General features: G+C 69.8%; 14 protein-coding genes and 2 pseudogenes. 6 read left to right on the top strand and 10 right to left on the bottom strand.

Translation table 11 applies throughout. From position 1 onward, the window contains the following. Position 1: 1 nt before the first annotated feature. The 4 genes from fabD to AC067M_RS13180 all read right to left on the bottom strand — a co-directional run bounded on the left by fabD (position 2) and on the right by AC067M_RS13180 (position 3,582). Positions 2-862, bottom strand: a complete 861-nt coding sequence (fabD, locus tag AC067M_RS13195) for an ACP S-malonyltransferase (RefSeq protein WP_478697097.1) — start codon at positions 860-862, stop codon at positions 2-4. 70 nt (positions 863-932) lie between these two features. Continuing rightward, on the bottom strand, positions 933-2,315 hold the full coding sequence (locus tag AC067M_RS13190; protein ID WP_478697096.1) for a PfaD family polyunsaturated fatty acid/polyketide biosynthesis protein: 1,383 nt from the start codon (positions 2,313-2,315) through the stop codon (positions 933-935). Then, a complete protein-coding gene (locus AC067M_RS13185) occupies positions 2,312-3,067 on the bottom strand; it encodes a 4'-phosphopantetheinyl transferase family protein (protein WP_478697095.1) in 756 nt (251 codons plus the stop codon). The genes AC067M_RS13190 and AC067M_RS13185 overlap by 4 nt, the downstream gene beginning before the upstream one ends. Continuing rightward, a complete protein-coding gene (locus tag AC067M_RS13180) occupies positions 3,064-3,582 on the bottom strand; it encodes a hypothetical protein (RefSeq protein ID WP_478697094.1) in 519 nt (172 codons plus the stop codon). The genes AC067M_RS13185 and AC067M_RS13180 overlap by 4 nt, the downstream gene beginning before the upstream one ends. 269 nt (positions 3,583-3,851) lie before the next feature. Between AC067M_RS13180 and AC067M_RS13175 the strand changes: the two genes are divergently transcribed. Then, positions 3,852-5,789 (top strand): AfsR/SARP family transcriptional regulator, encoded by a 1,938-nt coding sequence (locus tag AC067M_RS13175; protein WP_478697093.1) that lies wholly within the window; start codon positions 3,852-3,854, stop codon positions 5,787-5,789. A gap of 645 nt (positions 5,790-6,434) precedes the next feature. Further along, on the top strand, positions 6,435-7,175 hold the full coding sequence (locus tag AC067M_RS13170; protein ID WP_478697092.1) for a class I SAM-dependent methyltransferase: 741 nt from the start codon (positions 6,435-6,437) through the stop codon (positions 7,173-7,175). Between the two features lie 208 nt (positions 7,176-7,383). Here the strand turns inward: AC067M_RS13170 and AC067M_RS13165 are convergent, their stop codons facing one another. The 5 genes and pseudogenes from AC067M_RS13165 to AC067M_RS13145 form a co-directional block, all read right to left on the bottom strand. Further along, positions 7,384-8,196, bottom strand: a complete 813-nt coding sequence (locus AC067M_RS13165) for an amidohydrolase family protein (RefSeq protein ID WP_478697091.1) — start codon at positions 8,194-8,196, stop codon at positions 7,384-7,386. Between the two features lie 179 nt (positions 8,197-8,375). Beyond that, positions 8,376-8,642 (bottom strand): annotated as a pseudogene (locus tag AC067M_RS13160) (ATP-binding protein); the annotation flags it as partial. After that, on the bottom strand, positions 8,638-9,228 hold the full coding sequence (locus tag AC067M_RS13155; RefSeq protein WP_478697090.1) for a transposase: 591 nt from the start codon (positions 9,226-9,228) through the stop codon (positions 8,638-8,640). The gene AC067M_RS13155 and the pseudogene AC067M_RS13160, both read right to left, overlap by 5 nt. 292 nt (positions 9,229-9,520) lie before the next feature. Next, positions 9,521-10,301, bottom strand: a pseudogene (locus AC067M_RS13150) (phosphotransferase). Positions 10,302-10,407: 106 nt separating this feature from the next. Beyond that, positions 10,408-11,052, bottom strand: a complete 645-nt coding sequence (locus AC067M_RS13145) for a dihydrofolate reductase family protein (RefSeq protein WP_478697089.1) — start codon at positions 11,050-11,052, stop codon at positions 10,408-10,410. Between the two features lie 281 nt (positions 11,053-11,333). On the opposite strand from AC067M_RS13145, the gene AC067M_RS13140 reads away from it, so the two are divergent. From AC067M_RS13140 to AC067M_RS13125, 4 genes are all read left to right on the top strand, one after another. After that, a complete protein-coding gene (locus tag AC067M_RS13140; protein WP_478697088.1) occupies positions 11,334-11,660 on the top strand; it encodes a trypco2 family protein in 327 nt (108 codons plus the stop codon). Between the two features lie 64 nt (positions 11,661-11,724). Then, positions 11,725-16,473, top strand: coding sequence for a tetratricopeptide repeat protein (locus AC067M_RS13135; protein WP_478697087.1), 4,749 nt, complete (start codon positions 11,725-11,727; stop codon positions 16,471-16,473). A gap of 272 nt (positions 16,474-16,745) precedes the next feature. After that, entirely contained in the window at positions 16,746-19,139 is a 2,394-nt protein-coding gene (locus AC067M_RS13130; RefSeq protein ID WP_478697086.1) for an Orn/Lys/Arg family decarboxylase, read from the top strand. A gap of 629 nt (positions 19,140-19,768) precedes the next feature. Then, positions 19,769-21,817: an alpha-L-fucosidase gene (locus tag AC067M_RS13125; protein WP_478697085.1), complete on the top strand. Its 2,049-nt coding sequence runs from the start codon at positions 19,769-19,771 to the stop codon at positions 21,815-21,817. A 374-nt stretch (positions 21,818-22,191) separates the two neighbouring features. On the opposite strand, the gene AC067M_RS13120 is transcribed toward AC067M_RS13125, so the two are convergent. Next, entirely contained in the window at positions 22,192-22,947 is a 756-nt protein-coding gene (locus AC067M_RS13120) for a FadR/GntR family transcriptional regulator (RefSeq protein ID WP_478697084.1), read from the bottom strand. Between the last annotated feature and the right edge of the window lie 220 nt (positions 22,948-23,167).

The raw sequence follows: 23,167 nt of genomic DNA, 5'->3' as shown, positions 1-23,167 counted from the left end.
GTCACCTCTCCGCGCCGACCGGCGCCGCGTCACGGATCTTGTTGACCAGCCCGGTGAGCACCTGGCCGGGGCCGACCTCCCGCAGGTCCGGTTCCGGCAGGTCGAGCAGGAACCGCACGGTGTCGGTCCAGCGCACCGGCGCGGTGAGCTGCCGCTGGAGTTCGTGCGCGAGCGCCGCGTCGATGTGCGGGCGGGCGGTGGTGTTGGCGACGACCGGGATGCGCAGCGGGGCGAGGCGGTGGCGGCGCAGAACCCGGCCGAACTCCTCGGCGGCCGCCGCCATGTGGCGGGAGTGGAACGCCCCGCTGACCTTGAGTGGGATCACGGCCTCGGCGTGCGCGGCGAGGGTGCGGCGCGCGGCCTCCACGGCCTCTTCGGAGCCCGAGACGACGATCTGGGTGGGGGCGTTGTGGTTGGCGATGTCGACCTCCGGATGGGGGGCGAGCACGTCGCGCACCGCGTCCTCGGTCAGTCCGATGACGGCGGCCATCGCGCCGGGCCCGGCCTTGGCCATCGCCTCTGCGCGGTGCCGGACCAGTTCCAGTCCGGTCAGGAAGTCGTAGGCGCCCGCGGCGAACAGGGCGACGAACTCGCCGAGGCTGTGCCCGGCGACGTAGTCGGGCACCTCGCCGCTCTCCCGGACCAGGTCCAGGTAGCCGAGGGCACCGACGACGTAGAGCGAGCACTGGGTGTAGCGGGTGTCGGTCAGCCTGTCCGCGGGGGCGTTCAGGCAGAGTTCCTCGATCGAGTAGCCGAGCAGGGTGTCCGCCCGGCGGACCAGGTGGGGATAGCGGGGGAAGAGCTCGCGTCCCATGCCCTGCCGGTGGGCGCCCTGGCCGGGGAAGAGGTGGACAAGGGTCATGACGGTCACTCCGTGGGAAAGGTGGGCGCGCGTCCGCGCGCGGGGCCGGGCGGCTGGGGCGAGAACCGGTTCAGTCACGGACCAGTTCGGTGAGCCGGCGCCGGAGCAGCCGGGCGGCCTCGGTCATCAGCAGGTCGGCGAGCCGGTCGGGGTGGCGGGCGCGCCAGTTCTCCAGTTCGCTACCGGCGAGGTAGCCGTTGAGCGCTCCCATGGCGGGCCCGCAGGCCACCTGGTAGTCGACCCGCCGGTCACTGCTGCCGGACATGGCCAGTCGGGTGGCGTGCACGAAGTACCACTTGAAGACCAGCGCCATACGGTGCTTGGGGTCGGCCTCCGCACGGGCGAGTTCGGCCGGGTCCCGGGTGGCGTAGTGGGCGGCGGTCTCCTGCCAGATCTCCTCGAAACTCCGCCGGAAGAAGCGTTCTTGCAGCTGGCGGCGGGTGGGCGCGTCGATGGCGTCCAGGGAGTCGTGGCGCCGATACAGCTCGTACAGCTTGTTCGCGCGGGCCGGGAAGAACAGACCCTTGCCGAGCACCTGGGCGCGAGCGCCGATCTCCAGCATGTCGCCGGCCGGGACCATCGTGGTGTCCTGGACGCCGGCCGTCTGGAGGAGGTCCTTGACGTCGTCGGCGGTGCCGGCCTCCACCGTGCATTGGTTGATGCTGCCGGTCAGCACGAAGTCGGCGCCCAGCACAAAGGCGGCGGCGATCGCCTCCGGGGTGCCGATGCCGCCCGCGGCACCGACGCACACCTGCTGCCCGGTGCCGGTGATGTTCCGCAGCCGGACGATCTCCGGGAGCAGGGTGATCAGCTGCCGCTGGTCGGTGTGGCCGCCGGAGTCCGCCTCGACGCACAGGTCGTCCGCCATCGGCACGTGCGGTGCCAGCGCCGCCTCCGCCGGGCGCACGGCTCCGGCGTCGACAAGCGCCGAGACGAGGTGGGGCGGGGCCGGTGCGAGGAAGGCGCGGGCGGACTCCGGCCGGGAGATCTTGCCGAGCACGCGGTTGGGTACGGCCACGGACCCGTCGTCGCGCCGGTACGCTCCGGTGAGCCGGTAGCGGACGAGGGCCGCGCTGGGCTGGAGGAAGGCGGCGGCCTCCACGCGCCGTACGCCGCGAGCGAGGAAGAGGTCGATGGTGCGCTCCTCGCGGCGCGGATGCTCGGGGCTGGCCAGCAGGTTCATCCCGTACGGTCCATCCGGTCCGACGGCTGCGTGGATGCGGGTGATCGCCTCGTCGATCTGTTCCGGGCGCAGGCCGCCGGTTCCGAAGTAGCCGAGCAGTCCGGACCGGCCCATACCGGCCACCAGGGCCGCGGAAGCGATGCCCTTGTACATCGAGCCGCTGACATAGGCGAGGCGTACACCGTGGCGGCGGCGGAACGCGGCGCTGCCGAGCGCCTCGGCGGCGACCTGCGGTGCACCGGCGGGTGCGAACCCGTCCAGGGTGGTCATCTCGCGCGTACTCCTCGGATAGGTACGACTGCGGGACGTGGACCGCGCACACAGAGCGCGGCCCGCAGACCCGCGGGGGCGTCGAGGTGGTGGCACGTCCACGTTTCGGGCTCGGGTACGGCGGTGGTCGGCCGCAGTACGGGCTCCCCGTCCCGCCAGGTGAAGTCGACGTCGCGGAACGGCAGACGCAGCCCGAGGCCCATGGCCTTGGCGAGGGCTTCCTTCAGCGCCCACAGCTGGATGAAGGCGGGATGCTGGTCCTCGTCCGGAAGGGCGGACAGCGTGGTCAGCTCGGCAGCCGACAGGCAACTGCGCAGCAGCGGCGGTGCGTTGGCCGTCGCGACCGCGAGCCGTTCGATGTCCACCCCGACCGGGCGGCCCGTGGAGAGGGCGACGAGGCAGACGCCTGCCGAGTGGGAGAGGCTGAACTGGCGGTCGTCGCCGAAGCGTTCGGCGATGCGGGGTTTGCCGTACCGGCCCTGGGTGAAGCCCCAGTCCTCGGGTGGCACGGACGTGCCCTCGGACAGGGTGTGGCGCACCAGCCAGTGGGCGAGGACGTACTCGTCGCGGTCGGCTGGGCGCAGGAAGCTCTCGGCGCGCTGCCGCTCCGGGGCGGAAAGGACGCGGGCGCGGTCCTGGCGGGCCCCCTCACCCTCTCCCGGGGCGAGCCGGGCGAGGCGCAGGACGATGTCGGGTTCGGGTGAGGGCTGCCGGCGGACCGGCCGGGGCCGGGTGTCTCCGCCCGCGATCACGTGCCCTGGGCGGCGGTCTGTTCCCGTTCCGCATAGGTCGTGAGCACGGTGGGGATCTCCCGGGCGATGAAACCGAAGAGCTGCTGGGTGCGGTCGAGCCGGGCTCGGCGCTCCGGGTCCTCGTCCTTGAGCGTCTCCTGGGCGTCGCACAGAATCCGGTCGAACTCCGGGATGTTGGCGAACACTTCGAGGACGGCGTTCGGCCAGGACTCGTCGTTCATGGAGAGGGCGTACTCGTCGGTGCCCGGGATGTCCTTGCGGAAGATCACGTGGGCGGGGACGAGCTGGTCGGCGACGCGGTCGATGGCCTCACGGGTGGTGCCGAGGCGGGCTATGAGTTCGGCGGTGGTCTGCTCGACCGGGTCGCTGATGATGAGCCAGCCGATGACCCGGCCGCGTTCGTGTGGCATGCCGTCGTTCTGCCAGTAGTACTCGGCGACTCCGTCGACGATGATGCGCTCGCCCGCGGTGAGGCCGGCCGGCTCGACGCCGGTTCCGTTCAGATCGGTACCCACAGGTGTCCCCCATCCCTTCGGGCAGCGGGCCGCGTCAGCCCTGCACTATGCCCGGTAGGTCCGCACATCCTGTCCGACCGGTCTTGAACGAACCTGGCACAAATCTGCAATGGCTGATCACATACCCTCCGCGCGGCACTGGGGCGGGTGCCACCTACCGTGACGGCTCGGTCGCATGTTCTGATGGCGCGAAGTGGTCCCGACCAGTCAGACCCCCACGACGAAGGACGACTGTGGCCGCAGACCTCGACTTCCGCCTACTCGGAGCCATGACCGCACGTCAGGGACCTCGGCAGATCAGTCTGGGCCCCGCGAAACAGCAGTGCGTGCTGGCGGTCCTCCTCATCGACGCCAACCGGGTCATCCCGGTGGACGCGCTGCTCGACCGCGTCTGGCACGACGCCCTGCCACCGACCGGCCGTGCGGTCCTGTACAGCTATGTCGCCCGGATCCGCCGGCTGCTGCCCAAGCTCCCGGCGGAGGCCGAAGAACCGGCCATCGTCCGCTCGTCCGGGGGCTACATGGCCCGCGTGGATCCGCCCCATGTCGATGTGCACCGCTTCCGCGGTCTCATCGCCTCCGCCCGCGCCGTCTGCACCTCCGATCCCCTGCTCGCCGCCGAGCGCTACCGTGCCGCGCTGGGCCTGTGGCACGGCGAACCCCTGCTCGGTCTCACCGGCCCCTGGGTGGAAGCCGTCCGGGAGGCCCTGTCGGCCGAGCGGTCCGCCGCGTTGGCGGAGTGCCACGCGGCCGAACTGCGCGCCGGTCACCACGTCACCCTGCTGCCCGAGCTGGAGGCCGTAGCCAACGAACGTCCTTACGACGAGGTGTCGTTACGGCATCTGATGACGGCCCTGCATCGCTGCGGCAGAGGCGCCGAGGCCGTCGCCCGCTACAACCGCACCCGACGGCTGCTCGCCGACGAACTCGGCCTCGATCCCAGCCCGGCCTCGCAGGAGCTGTATCAGGAGCTGCTCCGGGCGACCGGCATGCCCGTCGCCGGTCCGGCGGGTCAGACCTCGTTCGCCGAGCCCGCTCCGAGCATCCCCGGGCCGGCCCGTCCGGCTCAGCTGCCCCCGGCCAGCCGCACGTTCACCGGCCGCACCCGTGAGCTGCACCTCCTCGACGGCATGCTGGCGCAACGTTTCGGCCCGCCCGGCACGGTCGTTCTGGAGGGTCTGGCCGGCGTCGGCAAGAGCGCGCTCGCCCTGCAGTGGGCACACCGGGCCCGCGAGGAGTTTCCCGACGGCGAGTTATACGTCGACCTGCACGGCAGCGATCCCGAGCGCGCCCCGCTCGCCCCGGCCACCGCACTCGCCCGCTGTCTGCGCCACCTCGGCATCTCCGTCTCGCCCGCCCAGGGCGACGGGGACGAACTGTCCGCGCTGTGGCGGTCCGTCGTCGCGCAGCGGCGTCTGCTCCTGCTGCTCGACGACGCCGCCGGCGCCGAGCAGGTCGAGCCACTGCTGCCCGGCGGACGCGGCTGCGCCACCGTGGTCACGAGCCGCAGGCGCCTGGACGGTCTGGTGGTCCGCCACGACGCGTACCGGCTGACCGTGCCGGCCCTGCCCGCGCCCGAGGCCGCCGAACTGCTCACGCTGCTCCTCGGACCGGCGCGGACGCGGGCGGAACCGGAGGCGGCCACCCGGCTGACGGAGGCCTGCGGGGGGCTGCCGTACGCCGTCCAGGTGCTCGCCGCCCGGCTGGAGCGGCGCCCCGAGGCCCGACTGGCCGAGGCCGCCCGGCAACTCGACGCGTGCTCGCCGCTGAACATGCTGCGTACCGACCCGTCCGACACGATCTCCGTCCGCGCCCTGCTGGACACGTCGTTCGCGTCCCTGCCCGTCGAGGCGCAGCTCGTCTTCCCCTGTCTGGGTTCGGTCCCCTCCGACGCGTTCCGGGCGGAGGACTTCGCCGCGCACGCGCTGTGCACCCCGGCGGAGGCGGAACGGATTCTGGGCGCACTCGTCCGGGAGCATCTGCTGGAGGAGGACGGCCCGCACGCGTACACCATGCACCCCCTGATCCGCTGTTACGCCGCGGAGCACCGCGGCCGGCCGGGCCGGCCCTCCCTGCTGCACGGTGCGGACCCGGCACCGGGACCGTATCTGCCGCCCCCGAGCGACCAGCGGCCCGCGGGCCGCCCGGGGCACACACGGCACCGCTCACGCCTCGACCGGTCCTCGTCACCGACACCACCCGGCTAGGCACCGGTCCGCACGGTCGGGGGCAGCCCGCGAGTCGTCGGCGAACACGGTGCCCCAGCTCTGTTGGGCCCGTCCGGCGGCCTGGTGGTGGTTGTCGTCCGTCGCGGCGGTGGCACATGCACACGGAGGGGGCGTGAGTCTGGACAGCGAACCGGGGTCGACCACGTTCACCGTGCGACTTCCGCGGACCCTCGCGTGAGCCGCGCCGGAGCCGAACAGCGGCATCTCTCAGTGCCCCGCGGCGGCCTGGCGGCAGTCCGGCGCACGCGTTCTTCGTCGCCGTGAAACCAGCTGCACCACAGGGTCCTCGCCGGACGCGCCCCGAGCTCCGTCAGCACGTGGACGGGCGCGCGATCTCTCCGACGACGGCAGCTCTTGAGAGGCAGGCGCGGTCGCGCGACGATTGCCGAGTGAGGGCCGCACCCGCACCTGCTCACCCCGGCTTCCGCCCGTATGGAGGAAACGCTGGCCGGCGTAGCCGACCATGACCGCAAGCGACGAGTGGTTGGTTTCGTCAGCGGGAGCGGGCAACGTTTGTCGACGGTTTCGGGTAGCAGTTGGCGATCAAACAACTCGAAAATATCGATGAGAACTGACAACGCTGCGGGCTCTCTCCGTGCCAGCGGGAAGGGCATACTGCAAGGTGTGGCGACTTACAACAGCATCGGTGCGACCTACGCTGACACCCGGCGACCGGACCCCCGAATCGCCGCCAGGATCCATCAGGCCCTCGGTGGTGCCGCCACCGTGATCAATGTGGGGGCCGGCACCGGCTCCTACGAACCGTCAGAGACCGTGTTGGCTGTTGAACCCAGCGCAGTGATGATCGCCCAACGGCCGGCCGGATCCGCGCGGGCCCTGGAGGCATCCGCGGAGTCGATCCCCCTTGCTGACGACTCGGCCGATGCGGTGATGGCCCTCCTAACCGTGCACCACTGGAGCGACCTGGAAGCCGGCATCGGGGAACTCCGCCGCATCGCCCGGCAGCGGATCGTCATCTTCACCTTCGACCCCGACATCAACCACAGGTTCTGGCTGCTGGACGAGTACCTGCCGGAGGCAGCCGCGTTCGACGACACACGAGCGGTCGCGGTCGACCGGCTGGTCACGCTGTTGGGAGGCGCCCGCATCGAGACGGTCCCCATCCCTCACGACTGCACCGACGGATTCCTCGCCGCCTTCTGGCGCCGACCCGAGGCATACCTCGATCCGCAGGTCCGGGCCGGTATCTCGATGTTCGCCCAGATCAGCGACGAAGTCATCCAGCCTGGCCTGGCCCTGCTGTCCGACGACCTGTCCTCCGGCCGGTGGCACCAACGCCATGCCGACCTGCTCGACCAAGAGGCACTCGATGTCGGCTACCGGCTTCTCGTAGCCGACCTGTAGAACCAGGCGAGCCGTCTGACTGCACACTCAGTGCCCGACTTTGCCAGCTGAACTCCCCCGCTGCCCAAATCAGCCGGCACCTCCCCTGTCAGGCTTCTCCCGGACCACCTCGATGGTGACGGCCCAGCGTTCCTGATCTCTCGGGGGAACCGTCGGCCGGGACTTCCGGTGCCATGACGCGGGAAAAAGATCAGCTGACCAGGTGTGATCAAAGGCTGAAGACTCGTCGGGCGTTGCCGGACAGGAACAACTCGGTGGTCTCCTCGTCCAAGCCCAGTTCACCAAGGTCCTCCAGCGCCTGACCGGGTGTGATCATGGGGTAGTTGGTGCCGAACAGCACCTTCCGGCGGCCCCGGCCGCGAAGGTAGTCGACCAGCTCGCGTGGGTAGCGGCGAACAGTGTAGGCGCTGGTGTCGATGTAGACGTTCGCGTGCTTGTCGGCCACCGCGATCATCTCCGTGGTCCACGGGTACCCGATGTGCCCGCACACGATGGTCAGCTCGGGGAAGTCGAGCGCGACCTGGTCGATGTAGGGGATGGGGCGGCCGGTTTCGGACGGCCGCAGCGGGCCGGTGTGGCCGACCTGAGTGCAGAAGGGAATGCCGAGGTCGACGCACGCGGCGTACAGCGGGTAATACAGTCGGTCGGTGGGCGGGAGCTGCCATAGCCAAGGCACGATCCGCAGGGCCACGAAACCGAGTTCCTCCACCGCACGGCGCAGTTCCCTAACCGCCTGGACCGGCCGGGTGAGACCTGCGCCGGCCACCCCGCGCAGCCGCCCGTCGGACTGGGTGACGAACTCGGCAACCTCATCGTTGCTGATCAGCGGCCCCCCGGGCCCGTACCAGGCTGCCGACAGCCCGATCTCGACATCGGCCGCGGCCATCGCGGCCACCGTGGCCTTGACCGGCAACGGCTCCTCCAACAGCCCCCGCCCCGTCCACCGGCGCAACGACTCGAACATCTCGTGGTTGGAGTGACGGAGTGTGGGGTGCTGCATCCACGCATCAATGACCGGCATCAGACTCCCTGCCTCTTTGCTGCCCACCGTCCTGCACCGAAGCGGCTAAGCGATCGCTTACTGCGACCCTAGCCGGTACCTGCAGCCCACGGCTACCCCCCAGTAGCGTCCTCGCAGGTCCACAACCACGCACTCAAACCTGCACGAGAGGCCGGCCACGGGCGGTGCGCCAGAAGTGATCAGTTCGGGGCGGTGCCCCTTGCTTGGGCCGCCCTGGTGCTGGCGAGCCGGTACGATTCGGTGCCGGTCTCGATGATGTTCCCGCCGAAGGTGAGGCGGTCGACGATGGCCGCGCAGAGCCGCGGATCGGTGAATGTTTTCGTCCACCCTCCAAACGATTCGTTGGAGGCGATGGCGACGCTGTTCTTCTCCTCACGCTCCGTCAGGACCTGGAACAGCAGCTCGGCGCCCCTGCGGTCCAGCTCCATATAGCCGAGCTCATCAATAGCGGATCTTGCCCACCGGCACGCCACCCAGCACGCTGAGAGCGTGGACGTGGCCTTCGAGGAACGCCTCCTGGCCGCAGGAGGCGAAGACGCGGTGCACGGCCTTGCCCGAATACGACAGGCGCATCGCGAACACGAAGCAGGTGACCAGCTCTCCGGCCAGGCGCACCTTCACGTCACCGAAGTCCACCTCCGCCTCGGCCCCCGGCCGGTGGGACTGCGGAATGAACGCGTGCGTCACCCCACGGCCCGCCTCTTGGGCGATCTGGGGGCGCCGGTCGGCGACATAGGCCCTGACCATCGGATAGGTCACCGCATCAGCTCCGTGTTCGTCCAGGAGCCGGTCAAAGATTCGCTTGACGGTGTGTCGCTGTTTGCGCGGCGCATCCAGATCCGTCCGCAGCATCTGGTCGATCAACGGCTTGTAGGGGTCCAGGCGGGTCCCGCGAGGTCTCGGCTTCTTCCGGGGCGCCGGCCAGACCGACTCCAACGCGGCTTTGACCGTACGGAATCCGACTCCGTGCTCACGCATCAAGGCCCGGTACGACATCCCTGCCCGGGCATCACGGCGGATCGCCGCGTACAAGTCGACCTTGGACTTCGATGGCGCCATCGCAGCCTCATCCCGCAGAGCACGTCCATACTCCCACCGCAAGCCTCCGGGCGTTGCCAGAACTCACAGACATCGCCCTCCGGCGAAACGAGGCGTCGGCCCTGAGCGACAAGTGGTGTCGGATCCCGATGACAAAACCAAGTGGTCCTCTCCGTCATGGAGGTAGTACGCCTACGACTGGATCTCGCCCACGACCGGCCAAGGCCAGGGTCACGGTAGATCCCGACATCGAAAGCCAGCCGGCCACGACCTCGACGGTGCGCGATCAGCCCTGCGTATGCAGGCCGTTGCGATCGAGTGCTGCTCGGATCTGACTGAGCCACTCTGTGCCCAGCCGGCGCCCGTTCGGTAGTTGGTCGCCTCGATCCCAGCGCCACGTTGTGATCAACGCCAGCACGAGGATCCGGCACTCGCGCAGCAAGTCTTGAACAGGTCTCAAGGTCTATGAACAGCGGCCCGTTCTCCGTGGCGAGCACGTTGCCCGGGTGCGGCTCGCCGTGCAGCAGCTGCTCGGTGCCGCCGCGCTCGCCGATCACGCGTCTCAGGCTTCGTAACGTGTCGCCGAGCAGTTCCCGGTCCGCGTCGGCGAGCGCGGGAGTGTGGTCGCGGTTCGCCACGAGTTGTTGAGCCTGCTCGACTCGATCCGTGAAGTGGGGCGTCGGGACGTCGAGGTTGCGCATGCCGGCATGCAGCCGCTCGAGCGCTGTGGCGTAGCAGGCCGGTGAGACCTCTTGAGGTGTCACGGGTTCGTAGTAGGTCCATAGCGTGACCACGAAGCCATCACGCTCATGGACACGTGGCTCCACTCGAGGCTCGAGAGCCGCCACAGGACACCCGGGTTCGGCGAGCCGCTGAGCAAGCTCGACTTCGAACTGTGCGACCTGATGCGCTACAGGTGCCACCCGGGCCAGGACGTCACAAGGCAGCAGACGCAGAGTGAGCTTGTTCGAGTCATGAAGAACGATCGCGTCGTCGACGGTCAGGGCGAGTGATGAGGCAGTCGACATGGCCGCGGCCACCGCACGCGGCACCACTGACGCCTGCATCGTCGCCTGGCCCCTCTCCCCTGAGCGCAGCCATAACTCTTCGAGAGGTGCAACCCGCGCACCATACCAAGGTGTCGAAAACCAGGGCGACGGGCGCGGAGCGGCTTCAGTCGTCGCGCCCGACACCGCGATCGGGTGCGCTCATGTCCCCCGTCCCGGGCGTGCCGTCGGCGAGCCCGTAGCGCAGGTACACGGTGCCCTTCGGACCGGCCACCGGAGGTTCGAGGAGTGTGACGTTCGTGGGCACCGCGCCACCGTCGAACACCTTCTTCCCGACGCCGAGCACGATCGGGTGCACCCAGAGGTCGAGACGGTCGAAGAGCTTCTCCCGCAGGAGGGTCTGCACCAGGTTCAGGCTCCCGACGACCTTCACGTGCTCGTGCCGGTCACGGATCTCGCGCACCGCACCGGCCAGATCCGGGCCGAGCTGCGTGGATCCGGCCCACGAGAGGTCGGGCTTGCCGCGGGAGGCCACGTACTTCGGGACGCTGTTGAAGAGCGTGGCGATCTCGTTGTCCTGGCCGCCCTCCTGGTGCGGCCAGTAGGCGGCGAAGATGTCATACGTCCGCCGGCCGAGCAGGAGGGCGTCCGTGCCCTCGTACGCGGCACCGATCTGCGCCCCGGCGGCCTCGTCCAGCAGGGGGGCCTGCCAGCCGCCGAACGGGAACCCCACCGGGTCCTCGTCGGGGCCGCCGGGCGACTGCCCGACGAGGTCGAGGGTTGCGAACAGCTCGATGTGGATGAGGCCCATGTCTTACTCCCGAGGAGTTGGTTGTCTCGTTGAGGAGGTAGACCTGCGGGGGCCGGCAGACTCATCGCTGCGACGGCACCCAGCTACGTACTCGTCGACCGCCTCGCCCGATGCATCGGTCACCACCCCGTTCGCCCCGTACTGCTCCGAGCCCCGCCCCGCGCCCCCTGTCAGCGGATTACACCTCTCTCTCCGTGGCCGCGCCTGTACTGTCTGTAGGGTCTTCGGCGGAGCGCCGCCGGGGCATGTCTGCAGCCATGCTTGGGGGGAGACACAGGCGCATGGAAATTGAACTGGCGGCCGCGGTGGCGGCGTTGCGCGACGAGCTGACCGAAGCTGCGGCCCGTGGCAGCGGGCAGGAGATCACTTTCCAGGTTGGTCCGATCGAACTGGAATTCACCGTCGAACTCCGCCAGGACGTCAAGGCGAAGGCGGGCTTCAGGGCCTGGGTGGTCTCCGGTGACGGCGAGGCGGGACTGGCCCGGGGCCGTACGCACCGGGTGAAGGTGGCGCTGACGCCGCAGGGGCCCGACGGGGACCTCTTGATCCGCAGACGGCGGCTGACGGCTGCGGGGCCGGGTGACGTGTCCGGCCGTTTGGAGGACTGACGCAACGAGGGTGCAAAGGGCCGGGCCCGTCTTGGGCACGGGCGATTCACGTACGGGGGACATCATGGTGAACGATGATCTGGTGGTCGGGGTGGACGGGCCGGAGGGTCTGGGGTCGGGGTACGTCATCGCCCCGGGCCTCGTCCTGACCTCGGCACACGTCGTGCCGGCGGTGGGCGGGGCGGCGACCTTCTTCCGTCCCGGCAAGGACGGGCAGTACGCCGCGACGGTGGTCTGGCGAGGCACGCCCGGGGGACGCGACGACGCGGCCCTCCTGCGTTTCGACGACAAGCATCCGGATGCGGAGGGGGTACCGCGGCCGGTTGCACCCGTCCGGTGGGGGCGGCTCGTCACCCACCGGCCCAAGACCGGCTGCGAGACTTCGGGCCTGCCGGCCCTCGTCCAGCGGGAGCAGCAGGCGGTGGAGCTCATGCACGAGGAGGGAACCGTCAACCGCGCGGACCGCTCCGTCAACAACCGGTATCTCATGCGCCTTACGGAACGGGTCGCTCCATGCACCGACTCGTCCGGGCGGACGGTCTCGCCCTGGGCGGGCCTGTCGGGCGCGGCCATGTTCTGTGACGCGCTGCTCACCGGGGTGATCAGCACGGACTTCGGCGGTTTCGCCCACACGCGGCTGGAAGTGGCGCCGGCCTACGTCCTGCTCAGCCACGACGGCTTCCGCCGGATCCTGGCGGAGCACGAAGTGGGGACCGTACTGGAACCGGCGGAGTGGGCGGGCCTCTCGTCCAGGACCACGGACCGCCTCGCAGCGCGGACTTTACCGGCCTCGCCTGCGGCGCTGCTGGAGGCCGAGCACGCTGTGGTTCCCTTCCGCGGTCGTGAAGAACTGCTCGCGGATTTGCAGCAGTGGTGCACAGAGCCCGGCCTCGACGTGCGTCTCGTGCATGGGCCGGGAGGGCAGGGCAAGACCCGTCTGGCCCTTGAACTGACGGCCCGGCTGGAGAGCGAGCGTTCAACGGTGCTGTGGCTGAAGAGCGACGCGAAGGCCGAGGACGTAGCAGCGCTCGGCGACACGGCTGTTCCGCTGCTGGTGGTGCTCGACTACGCCGAGACACGTGTCGAGCAGCTGACCGCCCTGCTCACCATGATCGTGGCCCACGCGGTCCCCACGTTCAAGGTGTTGTTGCTCTCCCGCACCGCCGACGACGACTGGTGGCAGCCCGCGCGGCGGGCGAACAGCGCCACCCGGGACCTCCTCGACGACATGATCGAAACCCCGCTGCCACCGCTGGAACCGCATCCCGAAGGCCGTGCCGAGGCCTACCGGGCTGCCGTGGAGCATCTGGCCCTGGCCCTGTCGACCGTGCGCGGGCAGGAGCACCACACATGGCCGAAGGTGGCCGCGACGGTGACCAGTGCGGTGCGGCGCCGACCCGACCGGCTGGGCGGCCCCGGGCTGGACACGGCACTCACCCTTCACATGACCGCTCTGGCGGACCTCCTGGACGAGGCCGTCCGCGCCGCCTCGACCCGGTCGGGGGCCGCGGCCAAGCCGGTGGGTGCTGTCGGCCGCAAGGCCGTGCGCGTGGAAAGACGACTGCTCGACCATGAGTCCAAGTACTGGGCGAGCGCCGCCCAGCAGCACCCACTGATGGAGCAGGACGAGGAGACCCGCAAGGACGCCCTCGCCGCGGCCTTCCTGTGCAACGCCGAGACCCTCTACCAGGCGGAAGCCCTGCTGGGCCGTATCTCCTACCTCAGAGACCGCGGACGAGCGTGCCACCGAGCCCTCACTGGCTGGATCGCCGCGCTCTACCCGCCCCGCGACGGCAGGGCGTGGGGATCCCTGCGGCCGGACCGGCTGGCCGAGTACTTCGTCGGAGAGCGGCTGATCAAGAACCACGGCCTGGCGCAGGACCTGCTCGGCGGCATGACGGCTGATGCCCGCGAGCCACACGGCCTCACTGACGCCCAGATCGCCCAACTGCTCACCGTCTACGCCCGGGCGGCCGCTCACCCCGCCCACCGCGACGCCCTCGACGAACCTCTCACAGAGCTGTGCATGCGCCGTCGTGACGTGCTGGCGCAGCCTGCCATCGACGTCGCCACACAGGTCGAGCGGCCGGAGCCGCTGGTGTCGGCGTTGGACCGGCTGGCCGACGAGCCGGATGCCAGACCGGAGGACCTGCTGGAACTGGCCGACCGCCTGCCACGACCGACACACGCACTGGGCCCACTGGCTGCGAAGCTGACCGAGCGGCTCGTCGAGGTCCATCGCAAGCGGGCTCATGAGGACGCCGCCTGTCTGCCCGGCCTGGCCTTGATGCTGCGGCGTCTGACCGGCCGCCTCGGTGATGTGGGGCGGACCCGGGAGGCGTACGAGGCCACCGGCGAGGCCGTCAGTCTCTACCGCCGGCTCGCGCAGGACGATCCGGCGGCCTACCGGCCACACCTTGCCGCCGTCCTGCACAACCTGTCGCTGACCGCGCGCGCCCTGGGCAAGCGGGAAGAGGCCCTGGTACGCGCCCGGGCAGCCGTGGAGATCTACGGTGAACTGCGTCTCGCGCGGCCGGATGCACACGAGTTCCAGTCCGGCTTGGCCCACGGCCTGAGTGCTCTCGCCCAGGCCGAGGGCGAGCTGGGCCGCCCCGAGGCGGCGCTGGCAGCGATGGACAGGGAAGTCGGCATCCGCCGTGACCTGGCCGCGGAACGCGGCGCCGACGCCCTGCCGGAACTTGCCGCCGCCCTGAACAACCGGGCCATCTGGCTGATGGAGTGCGGACGCGTCGAGGAGGCGCTGTCGGTGAGCGGGGAGGCCGTCACCTGCTACAGGTCCCTGGCCGAGCATCGCCCCGACGCCTTTCGCAACGGCGTCGCCCGCAGCCTGGGCACACACTCCACCTGCCTGCACCTCGCGGGCAGGCCGAAAGCCGCGCTGGAGGCGACCGAGGAGGCCGTCGAGATCCGGTACCGACTGGCCGGTGAACGCCCCGGCGCATACCTCGCCGACCTCGCGCTCAGCGTGCACTCCCTCGCCATCGACCTCGCCGAGACGGAACGGCCGGACGAAGCCCTGGCACGAGCCGCCGAGGCCGTCGGCCTCTACCGGCGCCTGGTCGAGCAGGAACCCGCCGGGTTCGGGCACCGGCTCGCCAACTCCCTCAACACCTACGCCCACCGGCTGAACGACGCGGGGCGGCCGGCGGACGCAATGGAGGCCGCCCGGGAGGCGGTCGGCCTCTACCGGCCCCTGTTCGCAGCGGAACCTGGGGCGTTCAGGGCGGATCTCGCCATGAGCCTGGACACGTTGGCCACCCAGCTGGAGGAGACCGAGCACCCGGAGGACGCCCTGCGGGCCGGCGAGGAGTCGGTCGGCCTGTACCGCGAGCTCGCCAGGCAGCGCCCCGACGCCCCGCTCGACGACCTCGCCTGCGCTCTGAACAACCTCTCCCGCCGGCTCAACACCCTCGGGAGACCTGACGAGGCCCTGGCAGCGCTGGACGAAGCGGTCCGCATCCGTCGCCGTCCGGTGACGGCGGATCCGGCCGGCAGGTCGCGGTCCGCCCTGGCGAGCGCCCTGCTGGCCAGGATGCACAGTCTGAGCGACATGGGACGGACGCAGGACGCCGTGGCCGCGGCGGCCGAAGCGGTGGAACTGTGCCGCGGTCTCGCACAGGAGGACGCGGACGGGTACGCACGCGAGTTCTCCAGGGCTCTGTCCGGTCTCTGGCTCATGCAGTCCCAGGCCGGGCAGGCGGCCGAAGCACTGACCACGCTGGAGGAGTCCATCCAGCTCAGTGGCCGCCTGCTGGAGCGGGAGCAGGACGCCGGCTCCGCTCCGGCGTCCGGCGACGAACTGTTCGTGCTCGGCATCCAGCTCTCCGCGGCAGGCCGCCCGGACGACGCGGCGCGCGTCATGCGCAGAGCCGTCACCGCGCTCCAACAGCCGTCCGGGGACGGATCCGCCGGGCCTTCCCCCCAGTTGCTCCCGGCCCTGTCCTGCCTGTCGACGTACCTGATCGAGGCGGGACGGCGTGCCGAGGCGCTGCCCGTCTCCGAGGAGGCGGCCGGACTGCTCGACGACCTCGCGCGGCGGGACGACGCCTACGAGGGTCCGCTGGCGCACTCGCTGTGGGTCCTCGGCTGCCTCCAGCACAACGCCGGCCGGCGAGAAGCCGAGGAGACCCTGCGACGGGCCGCCGCTGTCGCGGACGCCATGCCCCCCACCGGTGGACGCGACGTCGTCCGCGGCCTGGCCCGCTCCGGCCTGGGCGTGCACCTCGTAGAAGGGGGCCGGTCGGCCGAGGGCCTGGCGCACGCCCGAGAGGCCGTCAGCATCGCCCGCGACCTGGCGGGCGCAGATCCCGCCCACGCCAGAACGCTGGCCCATATGCTGGTCGACCTCGGCCGCCTCTTGGCACTCGGCTCGTCGGCGCGTGACGAGGCCTTCGGCGTCTCCGCGGAGGCACTGGCCGTGTCCGAGCAGGTGGCGACGAGCGGAGCCGCGGCCGACGAACCGGTCCTGGTCTGGGCACTCGCCCATCATGGCCTGCGGCTGAGCGAGGCCGGGCGGCACACAGAGGCCCTGGACGCCACCGCTCGGTCGGTTTCCCTGAGCCGCGAACTGGTCGCCCGCCACCATGCGGCACACCAAGACCACTTCGCCTTCGCGCTCTACGCATACGCCAGGACCCGGCTGCTCGCGAACGCCCAACGGGACAGGGCGAGAGACGCCATCGCGGAAGCGGCTCCCCTGTGGCGGGCGATCGCCGAGAACGAACCAGGACTCGCGGCCCCGTACCTCGACGTGGTGACGGACACCCATGCGCGCCTCGCCGGCCCGGAGTGAGGCAGCCTTCTTATGTGCCGCCGCACAAGCAGCGGACCAGCACGGACTCGCACGTAGGCACCACTCGGGCCTGTCCACCGTGCGGCGGCCTTGGAGCGAGCACCGCCGGCGCACGGCCCCACCCGCAGCTTGTCGCTGTCATGCCCCCGCACCAGCACGGGCCGACGTCTTTCCGTCGTGCGGGTGGTTTACGGCCGCCCGCCTCCGTGACCGGCGGGTCTCTCGGAGACTGGGCCAGGGCGGCGGTACGGGCCGCCGGGAAGGCAGGTCTCATGGCGGACAGCAGGATTCTGGTCGCGGTGCGGGAGCATCCTCGGGGCGAGGGGGTCGGTTCGGAGCAATGGGCCGAAATCGGTGAGGCGACCGAAGCGCGGGGGTTCGACGTCCGGTGGGCGGTCGATGTGGCCGACGCCGAAGCGGTCTTACGGACAGAGGCGGGGCTGACCGCCGCGCTGGTCGCCTGGGACCTTCCGGGCCGAGGGGGTGAGGACGGCGAGCCGGGGGGTGCCGCGGTGCTGCGCTCGATCGGCCGGCGGTTCCAGGACCTGCCGGTCTTCCTGGTCATGACGGGCGACGGCGTACGCGACCTGCCGCTGTGGGTGTCGGAACTGATCGTGGGGTACGTGTGGCCGCTGGAGGACACTCCCGGCTTCATCGCGGGCCGGATCACCACCGCCGCCCGTACGTACCGGGAAGCCGTCCTGCCACCCTTCTTCCGGGCGCTGCGCCGTTTCGACGACGCGCACGAGTACTCCTGGCACACCCCGGCCCACTCCGGCGGTGTCGCCCTGCTGAAGTCGCCAGCGGGCCGGGCGTTCCACGACTACTTCGGGGAACGGCTGCTGCGCAGCGACCTGTCGATCTCCGTCGAGGAACTCGGCTCGCTGTTCGAGCACACCGGCCCGATCGGCGAGGCGGAGCGCAACGCGGCCCGGGTCTTCGGCGCCGATCTCACCTACTTCGTGTTGCACGGGGACTCCACCTGCAACCGCGTGGTCGGCCACTTCAGCGTCACCCGCGACGAGATCGCGCTGGTGGACCGCAACTGCCACAAGTCGGTGCTGCACGGGCTGGTAGTGTCCGGCGCGCGCCCGGTCTATCTGATCCCCACTCGCAACGGCTATGGCCTGGCCGGACCACTGCCTCCGGCGGAACTCGCGGCGGACTCGGTCGCGGCCCGCATCGCGGCGAACCCGCTGACCGGGCAGGCCGTGTCGCCGGACGCCCAGTACGCCGTATTCACCAACTCGACCTACGACGGCCTGTGTTACGACGCCTCGGTGGCGGCGCGGGCGTTCGCCCCCAGCACTCCCCGGCTGCACTTCGACGAGGCGTGGTTCGCGTACGCCCGCTTTCACCCGCTCTACGCGGGTCGGTACGGCATGTCGGTGGACGCGGACACCTTCCCCGGCCCGGACCGGCCGACGGTCTTCGCGACGCAGTCCACCCACAAGCTGCTGGCCGCGCTCTCGCAGAGCGCCATGGTCCACGTCAGGCCCGCTCCCAGGGCGCCTGTCGAACACGACCGGTTCAACGAGGCGTTGATGATGCACGGCACCACCTCCCCGCTCTATCCGATGATCGCTTCGCTGGACGTGGCGACCGCGATGATGGACGGTCCGCAGGGCCGCTGGCTGCTGGACGAGGCCGTGACCGAGGCAGTCCGGTTCCGCCAGGAGGTGGTGCGCATCCGCCGCCGTATCGAGGAGGCCGGCGACCGGCCGCCATGGTTCTTCGGCGTGTGGCAGCCCGAGACGGTCACCGATCCGGGCACCGGCGCGCGACTGCCGTTCGACGAGGCACCCGCCGACCTGCTGCGCACGGAGCCGTCCTGCTGGCACCTGGAGCCCGGCGCCTCCTGGCACGGGTTCCCCGCGCTGACGGACGGCTACTGCATGCTCGACCCGATCAAAGTCACCCTGACCTGTCCGGGCATCGACGCGACCGGTGAGACGGCCGAGTGGGGCATCCCGGCACGGGTGCTCACCGCCTACCTGGCCACCCGTCACATCGTCGTGGAGAAAACCGACAGCTACACCACGCTCGTGCTGTTCTCCATGGGCATCACCAAGGGCAAGTGGGGCACGCTCCTCGATGCCCTGATGGACTTCAAGGCACTCTACGACGAGGACGCCCCCCTCGACCGCGTGCTACCCGCGCTGGTCGCCGAGCACCCAGGGCGCTACGCCGGCCGGACCCTGCGCGAACTGTGCCAGAACATGCACGACCACCTGCGCTCGGCCCGCCTCGTCGACCTGCTGGACACCGCCTTCCGGCAGTTGCCGGAACCCGTCGCCCCGCCGCAGCTGTGCTATCAACGGCTGATCCGCGGCGGCACGCACCGCGTGCGGCTGACCGACGCGCCGGGCCAGGTGGCCGCCGCCATGGTCACCGTCACCCCTCCCGGCATCCCCGTTCTCATGCCCGGCGAGAGCGTCGGCGCCCCCGACGGCCCCCTGCTGCGCTACCTCACCGCCCTGGAATCGTTCGACCGCCACTTCCCCGGATTCCGCAGCGAGACCCACGGCGTGACCACAGACCCCGAGACCGGCGACTACCTCATCGAATGCCTGCGACCGACGACGAACGACGGAACGAGCCCGCGGCATCGTGCCGTGACACCGGCCCAACGCAGTCACCTGAAGGAAGCCCGAAGGAGCCCCTGACGTTCCGGACCTGCCGTCCCGGTCCGGGCCCGTCGGAAGACACACAGAACCGGACTCCGGGCTCTTCACGGTGAGGGTGGTGCGGTGCCGTCGGCTCGCGTCGGCGGCGGCGTGCCCGGCGTTCCGAGCCGCTTCAGTTCCTCGAGCCTGACGACCGGCGACGTCGCCGTCTCGTCCCATGCCGGCACCAGCGCGTCTCCATTCCCCACCGAATTCACGTGATCACCACAGAGTGGCCCCACAGCGCGGCCGGGGCCCCGGCTCTCATCCCTGGGCCGGTGCACTCCCGCCGGGTATGCCCGCGACGGAGGCGACCGAGGCCCGCCGGAGCTTCCTCTCCGGCCCGGCCAGCGCGGCCACGGTTCCGGTGCCAACACCCCTCAAAAGATCCGATGTATAGCGTGGCCTCGTCAAGTGTAGCCGAACCTCTACGCCTCCCACCTCATGGGGAATCCCCCACAGAGTCCTTCAGGCCAGGGATTCTCGTCTCACCTCTAGACACGGCCACCACCGCACTCATATAAATCCATCCGATGTCTCCTCTTGGTACGACGCGGAGCAGAGTGCCCAGGCCGGCGTTCCGCTTGTAGCGCCCTGCCTTCCCTCCCCCTCACACATGGAGCCGCACCATGTCCTCAGCTCCCCTCAGCAGACGCTCCCTGATGAAGGCCGCCGCCCTGGCCGGAGGAATCGCGACCTTCGGACTGCCGCAGGTCCTGTGGCCCGCCACCGCCGAGGCGTATACCGTCCCCTCGAAGATGGACTGGTGGTACCAGGCCAGGTTCGGGATGTTCATCCACTTCGGGTCCTACTCGCACCTCGGTCATGGGGAATGGGCGTTCGACAGCGAGCAGTGGGGCAAGTCCGACTACCAGACCCAGGTCACCAAGAACTTCAACCCGACCGCGTTCAACGCCGCCGCCATCGCCGAACTGGCCAAGAACGCCGGCATGAAGTACCTCGTGATCACCTCCAAGCACCATGAGGGCTACGCGATGTGGGACTCCAACGTCGCGGGCTTCACCGACACCACCGGCACCAAGCAGTACAACTTGTGCGACTTCGGCGGCATCCAGACGGACCCGCTCATGCAACTCAAGACCGAGTGCGAGAGCCGTGGCATCAAGTTCTGCCTGTACTACTCGATACTCGACTGGAACCACCCCTCCCAGACCGACCGTCACGAGAGCGGTCTCACCACGATGTCCTCGCAGGCCGCCCGCACCGCCTACATCGCCGACATGAAGGCGCACCTTCAGGAACTGCTGGACCGCTACGACCCGGCACTGCTGTGGTTCGACGGCGACTGGTTCGCCGAGCCTTCCAGCCCCACCCTGGAGGACTGGTGGCTGACGTCGGACGGCGTCGACCTCTACAACTGGCTGATCGCCCGCAAGCCCGACCTCATCGTCAACGAACGGGTCAAGCGGGACCACGGTCTCGGCGACTACGCGGTCGCGGAGTTCGGGATACCCGGCAAGCCGATGGGCCGGCCGTGGGAGCGGTGCGCCACCATGAACGGCGCCTGGGGTTACAACGCGTCGAGGGAGAACTCGTACAGATCCGTCAAGGATGTCGTCCAGGAGCTCGTCACGGTGGTCTCCCGGGACGGCAACCTCCTGCTGAACATCGGCCCCAAGGGCGATGGCTCGGTCACTGCCGGTACCCAGACGATCCTCAACGGCCTGGCCTCATGGATGTCGACGCACAGCGACAGCATTCACGGCACCAGCGGCAGCCCGTTCGCCACCGAACCCGCATGGGGGAAGGTCACCAAGAAGAACGGCAAGCTCTTCGCCCACGTCTTCACCTGGCCCACGAACGGCCAGCTCCAGATCCCGGCGATCGACAACACGATCAGCCGCGTCTATCTGATGAACAACCCCTCGGTCTCACTCCCCTACACCGTCACGGACCAGATCAACGTCACCGTGCCGGCCACCGCGCCGAACGCCAACGACTCCGTGGTGTGCGTCGAGGTCCAGGGCATGCCCGTGAGGGTGTCCGCGATGGTGTTCCAGAACGTCAACTATCAGGGTGCCCGCGCCGTCCTGCCGCTGGGCAGCTACACCTCCTCCCAGCTGTCCGCCGCCGGCCTGGGGCCCGCCGCGGCCTCCTCCATCCTGGTACCCGACGGCTACCAGGTGACGGGCTATTCCGGCGACAACTTCACCGGCACCGCCTGGACGTTCACCTCGAACACCCCCGACCTTCGGGTGACTGGCAACAACGACGTCATCGCCTCGCTGAAGGTGATGTTCGACCCCGCCAGGTACTTCCGCCTGACCAACGTCACGAATCACCTGGCGCTGGACAGCGGCGGCAATGTCGCCAGCGGCTCGAACCTGAAGCAGTGGGAGTCAATCGACCACGCCAATCTCCAGTGGCAGGCAATCGAACTCGGCAACGGCTACTACAGGCTCGTCAACCGCACCAACGGCATGGTCGCCGACGGCTGGGGCTATACCAGCAACGGTGACGCGGCCCGACAGAAGCCATGGGACGGCAGTAACACCCAACAGTGGCGGATCACCCACCGCGGCCAAGGCCAGTACTCGATCGCCAACCGCGAAACGGGACTGGTCCTCGACGGCGGCGGCATGGTCGCCGCAGGGGCCGTGACCAAGCAGTGGACGTGGCAGCAGAGCACCAACCTGCTGTGGACGTTCGGGGCTTGACCCGGATCCTTGCCGGATCCGCCGAAGGTCACGGTGCGGTGGGTGTCTGGTACCGCAGCGGCACCGCTGGACCCGACGGTCACGTCGACTGCGCCGACGGACAGCGCGGTGGTGCCGCGCAGGTTGGACAGACGGATCCGCGTCGCCGTCGGCAGCTCGGCGGACGACGCACGCGCCGAGTCCTTCACACGACTGCCAGCGCGAGACGCTCCGGGGCCGCCATGCCTGGGCCGACGAGCGCGAGGCCGGCCTCGACCTGTTCCGCCGGCTGCAGCTCCCCAGTCGAGGCCGCGAAAACGCCTGTAATCAGGTGTGCGGAAGCAGAGGCCCGGGACTGCGGCCGAGTCGTGGCGCGCGCGGCCTGAACCAACCGGCTATCCGAACAGCCGCCGTTGAATTGCACGACGGTAGTCCTCAAGTGTCTTGTCCAGGTGCACGGCGGTCGCCTGGGCCGCCGCTTCCGGCCGACCGTCCCGAATGGCCTCGTAGATGGCCGCATGCTCCTCGACCGCGGCCTCGGCATGGTCACTCAGCACGTCATGCATACCGATCGCGCTGGACTGTCGCTGCAACCGGCGCGCGTCACGCACGGCGTCGACGAGGAAGGTGTTGTGCGAGGCCGCCGCGACCCCGGCATGGAAGTCGTCGTCCGCCTGGTCGAACACCTCCACCTGCCCGTGGACGAAGCCGTGGCGGCACGTCTCCACGGCGACTTCGATGGCCCGCAGTTCGGCGGGCGTGGCCCGGGTCGCCGCCAGACTGCTGGCCGCCATCTCCTGGACCCTGCGGAACTCGAACAGCGAGAAGATGTGATCGAGATCGGTGGGCCGGAAGAAACCTCCCCAACGGCTCGTGGTCAACATGCCCTCGTCGTCCGCGACGAAGAGGCCTCGCCCCTTGTGCGCCCTGATTCGTCCGAGCGCGGAAAGGATCTTCACGGCTTCGCGGACCACGGCTCTGCTGGTGCCCAGCCGGCCGGCCAATTCGGTCTCGGTGGGCAGTCGGTCACCAGGGGTCAGGCGTGACTCGGCGATGAACTCGAGGATCCGTTCTGCGACGAGTTCATACCCAGGGCGGTACTCGTTGTTCCCCTCCGCGCCGCCAGGCGTCGCCGCCGCTGTGTCACTCATCCCCGGCCTCCCTTGGTGATGTGGCTGAAGCACACCTGATCCGCTGCGCAGCCACTCGACATGCTACAGACCTCCATCCTCTCGATAAATCGTACTCATTACAGGAAAGCATCGAGGGAATCCGACCTTCCACCCCTGTCGGGGTACTCAATAATCCGGAATACCACCACAAACTCTCCAATAATGCTACGCAACTCCCGAAAATTGTGCCCGTACATCC

It is taken from the genome of Streptomyces sp. NPDC043427, from assembly GCF_056436655.1.
The sequence above is the reverse complement of the archived record's forward strand: the minus strand, read 5'-3'. Positions and strand labels throughout refer to the sequence as shown.

What these genes read in the sequence shown, in the direction of transcription:
- fabD (WP_478697097.1), bottom strand. Translation starts at nt 862, where the DNA reads ATGACCCTTGTCCACCTCTTCCCCGGCCAGGGCGCCCACCGGCAGGGC.
- AC067M_RS13190 (WP_478697096.1), bottom strand. Translation starts at nt 2,315, where the DNA reads ATGACCACCCTGGACGGGTTCGCACCCGCCGGTGCACCGCAGGTCGCC.
- AC067M_RS13175 (WP_478697093.1), top strand. Translation starts at nt 3,852, where the DNA reads ATGACCGCACGTCAGGGACCTCGGCAGATCAGTCTGGGCCCCGCGAAA.
- AC067M_RS13165 (WP_478697091.1), bottom strand. Translation starts at nt 8,196, where the DNA reads ATGCCGGTCATTGATGCGTGGATGCAGCACCCCACACTCCGTCACTCC.
- AC067M_RS13145 (WP_478697089.1), bottom strand. Translation starts at nt 11,052, where the DNA reads ATGGGCCTCATCCACATCGAGCTGTTCGCAACCCTCGACCTCGTCGGG.
- AC067M_RS13140 (WP_478697088.1), top strand. Translation starts at nt 11,334, where the DNA reads ATGGAAATTGAACTGGCGGCCGCGGTGGCGGCGTTGCGCGACGAGCTG.
- AC067M_RS13135 (WP_478697087.1), top strand. Translation starts at nt 11,725, where the DNA reads ATGGTGAACGATGATCTGGTGGTCGGGGTGGACGGGCCGGAGGGTCTG.
- AC067M_RS13130 (WP_478697086.1), top strand. Translation starts at nt 16,746, where the DNA reads ATGGCGGACAGCAGGATTCTGGTCGCGGTGCGGGAGCATCCTCGGGGC.
- AC067M_RS13125 (WP_478697085.1), top strand. Translation starts at nt 19,769, where the DNA reads ATGTCCTCAGCTCCCCTCAGCAGACGCTCCCTGATGAAGGCCGCCGCC.
- AC067M_RS13120 (WP_478697084.1), bottom strand. Translation starts at nt 22,947, where the DNA reads ATGAGTGACACAGCGGCGGCGACGCCTGGCGGCGCGGAGGGGAACAAC.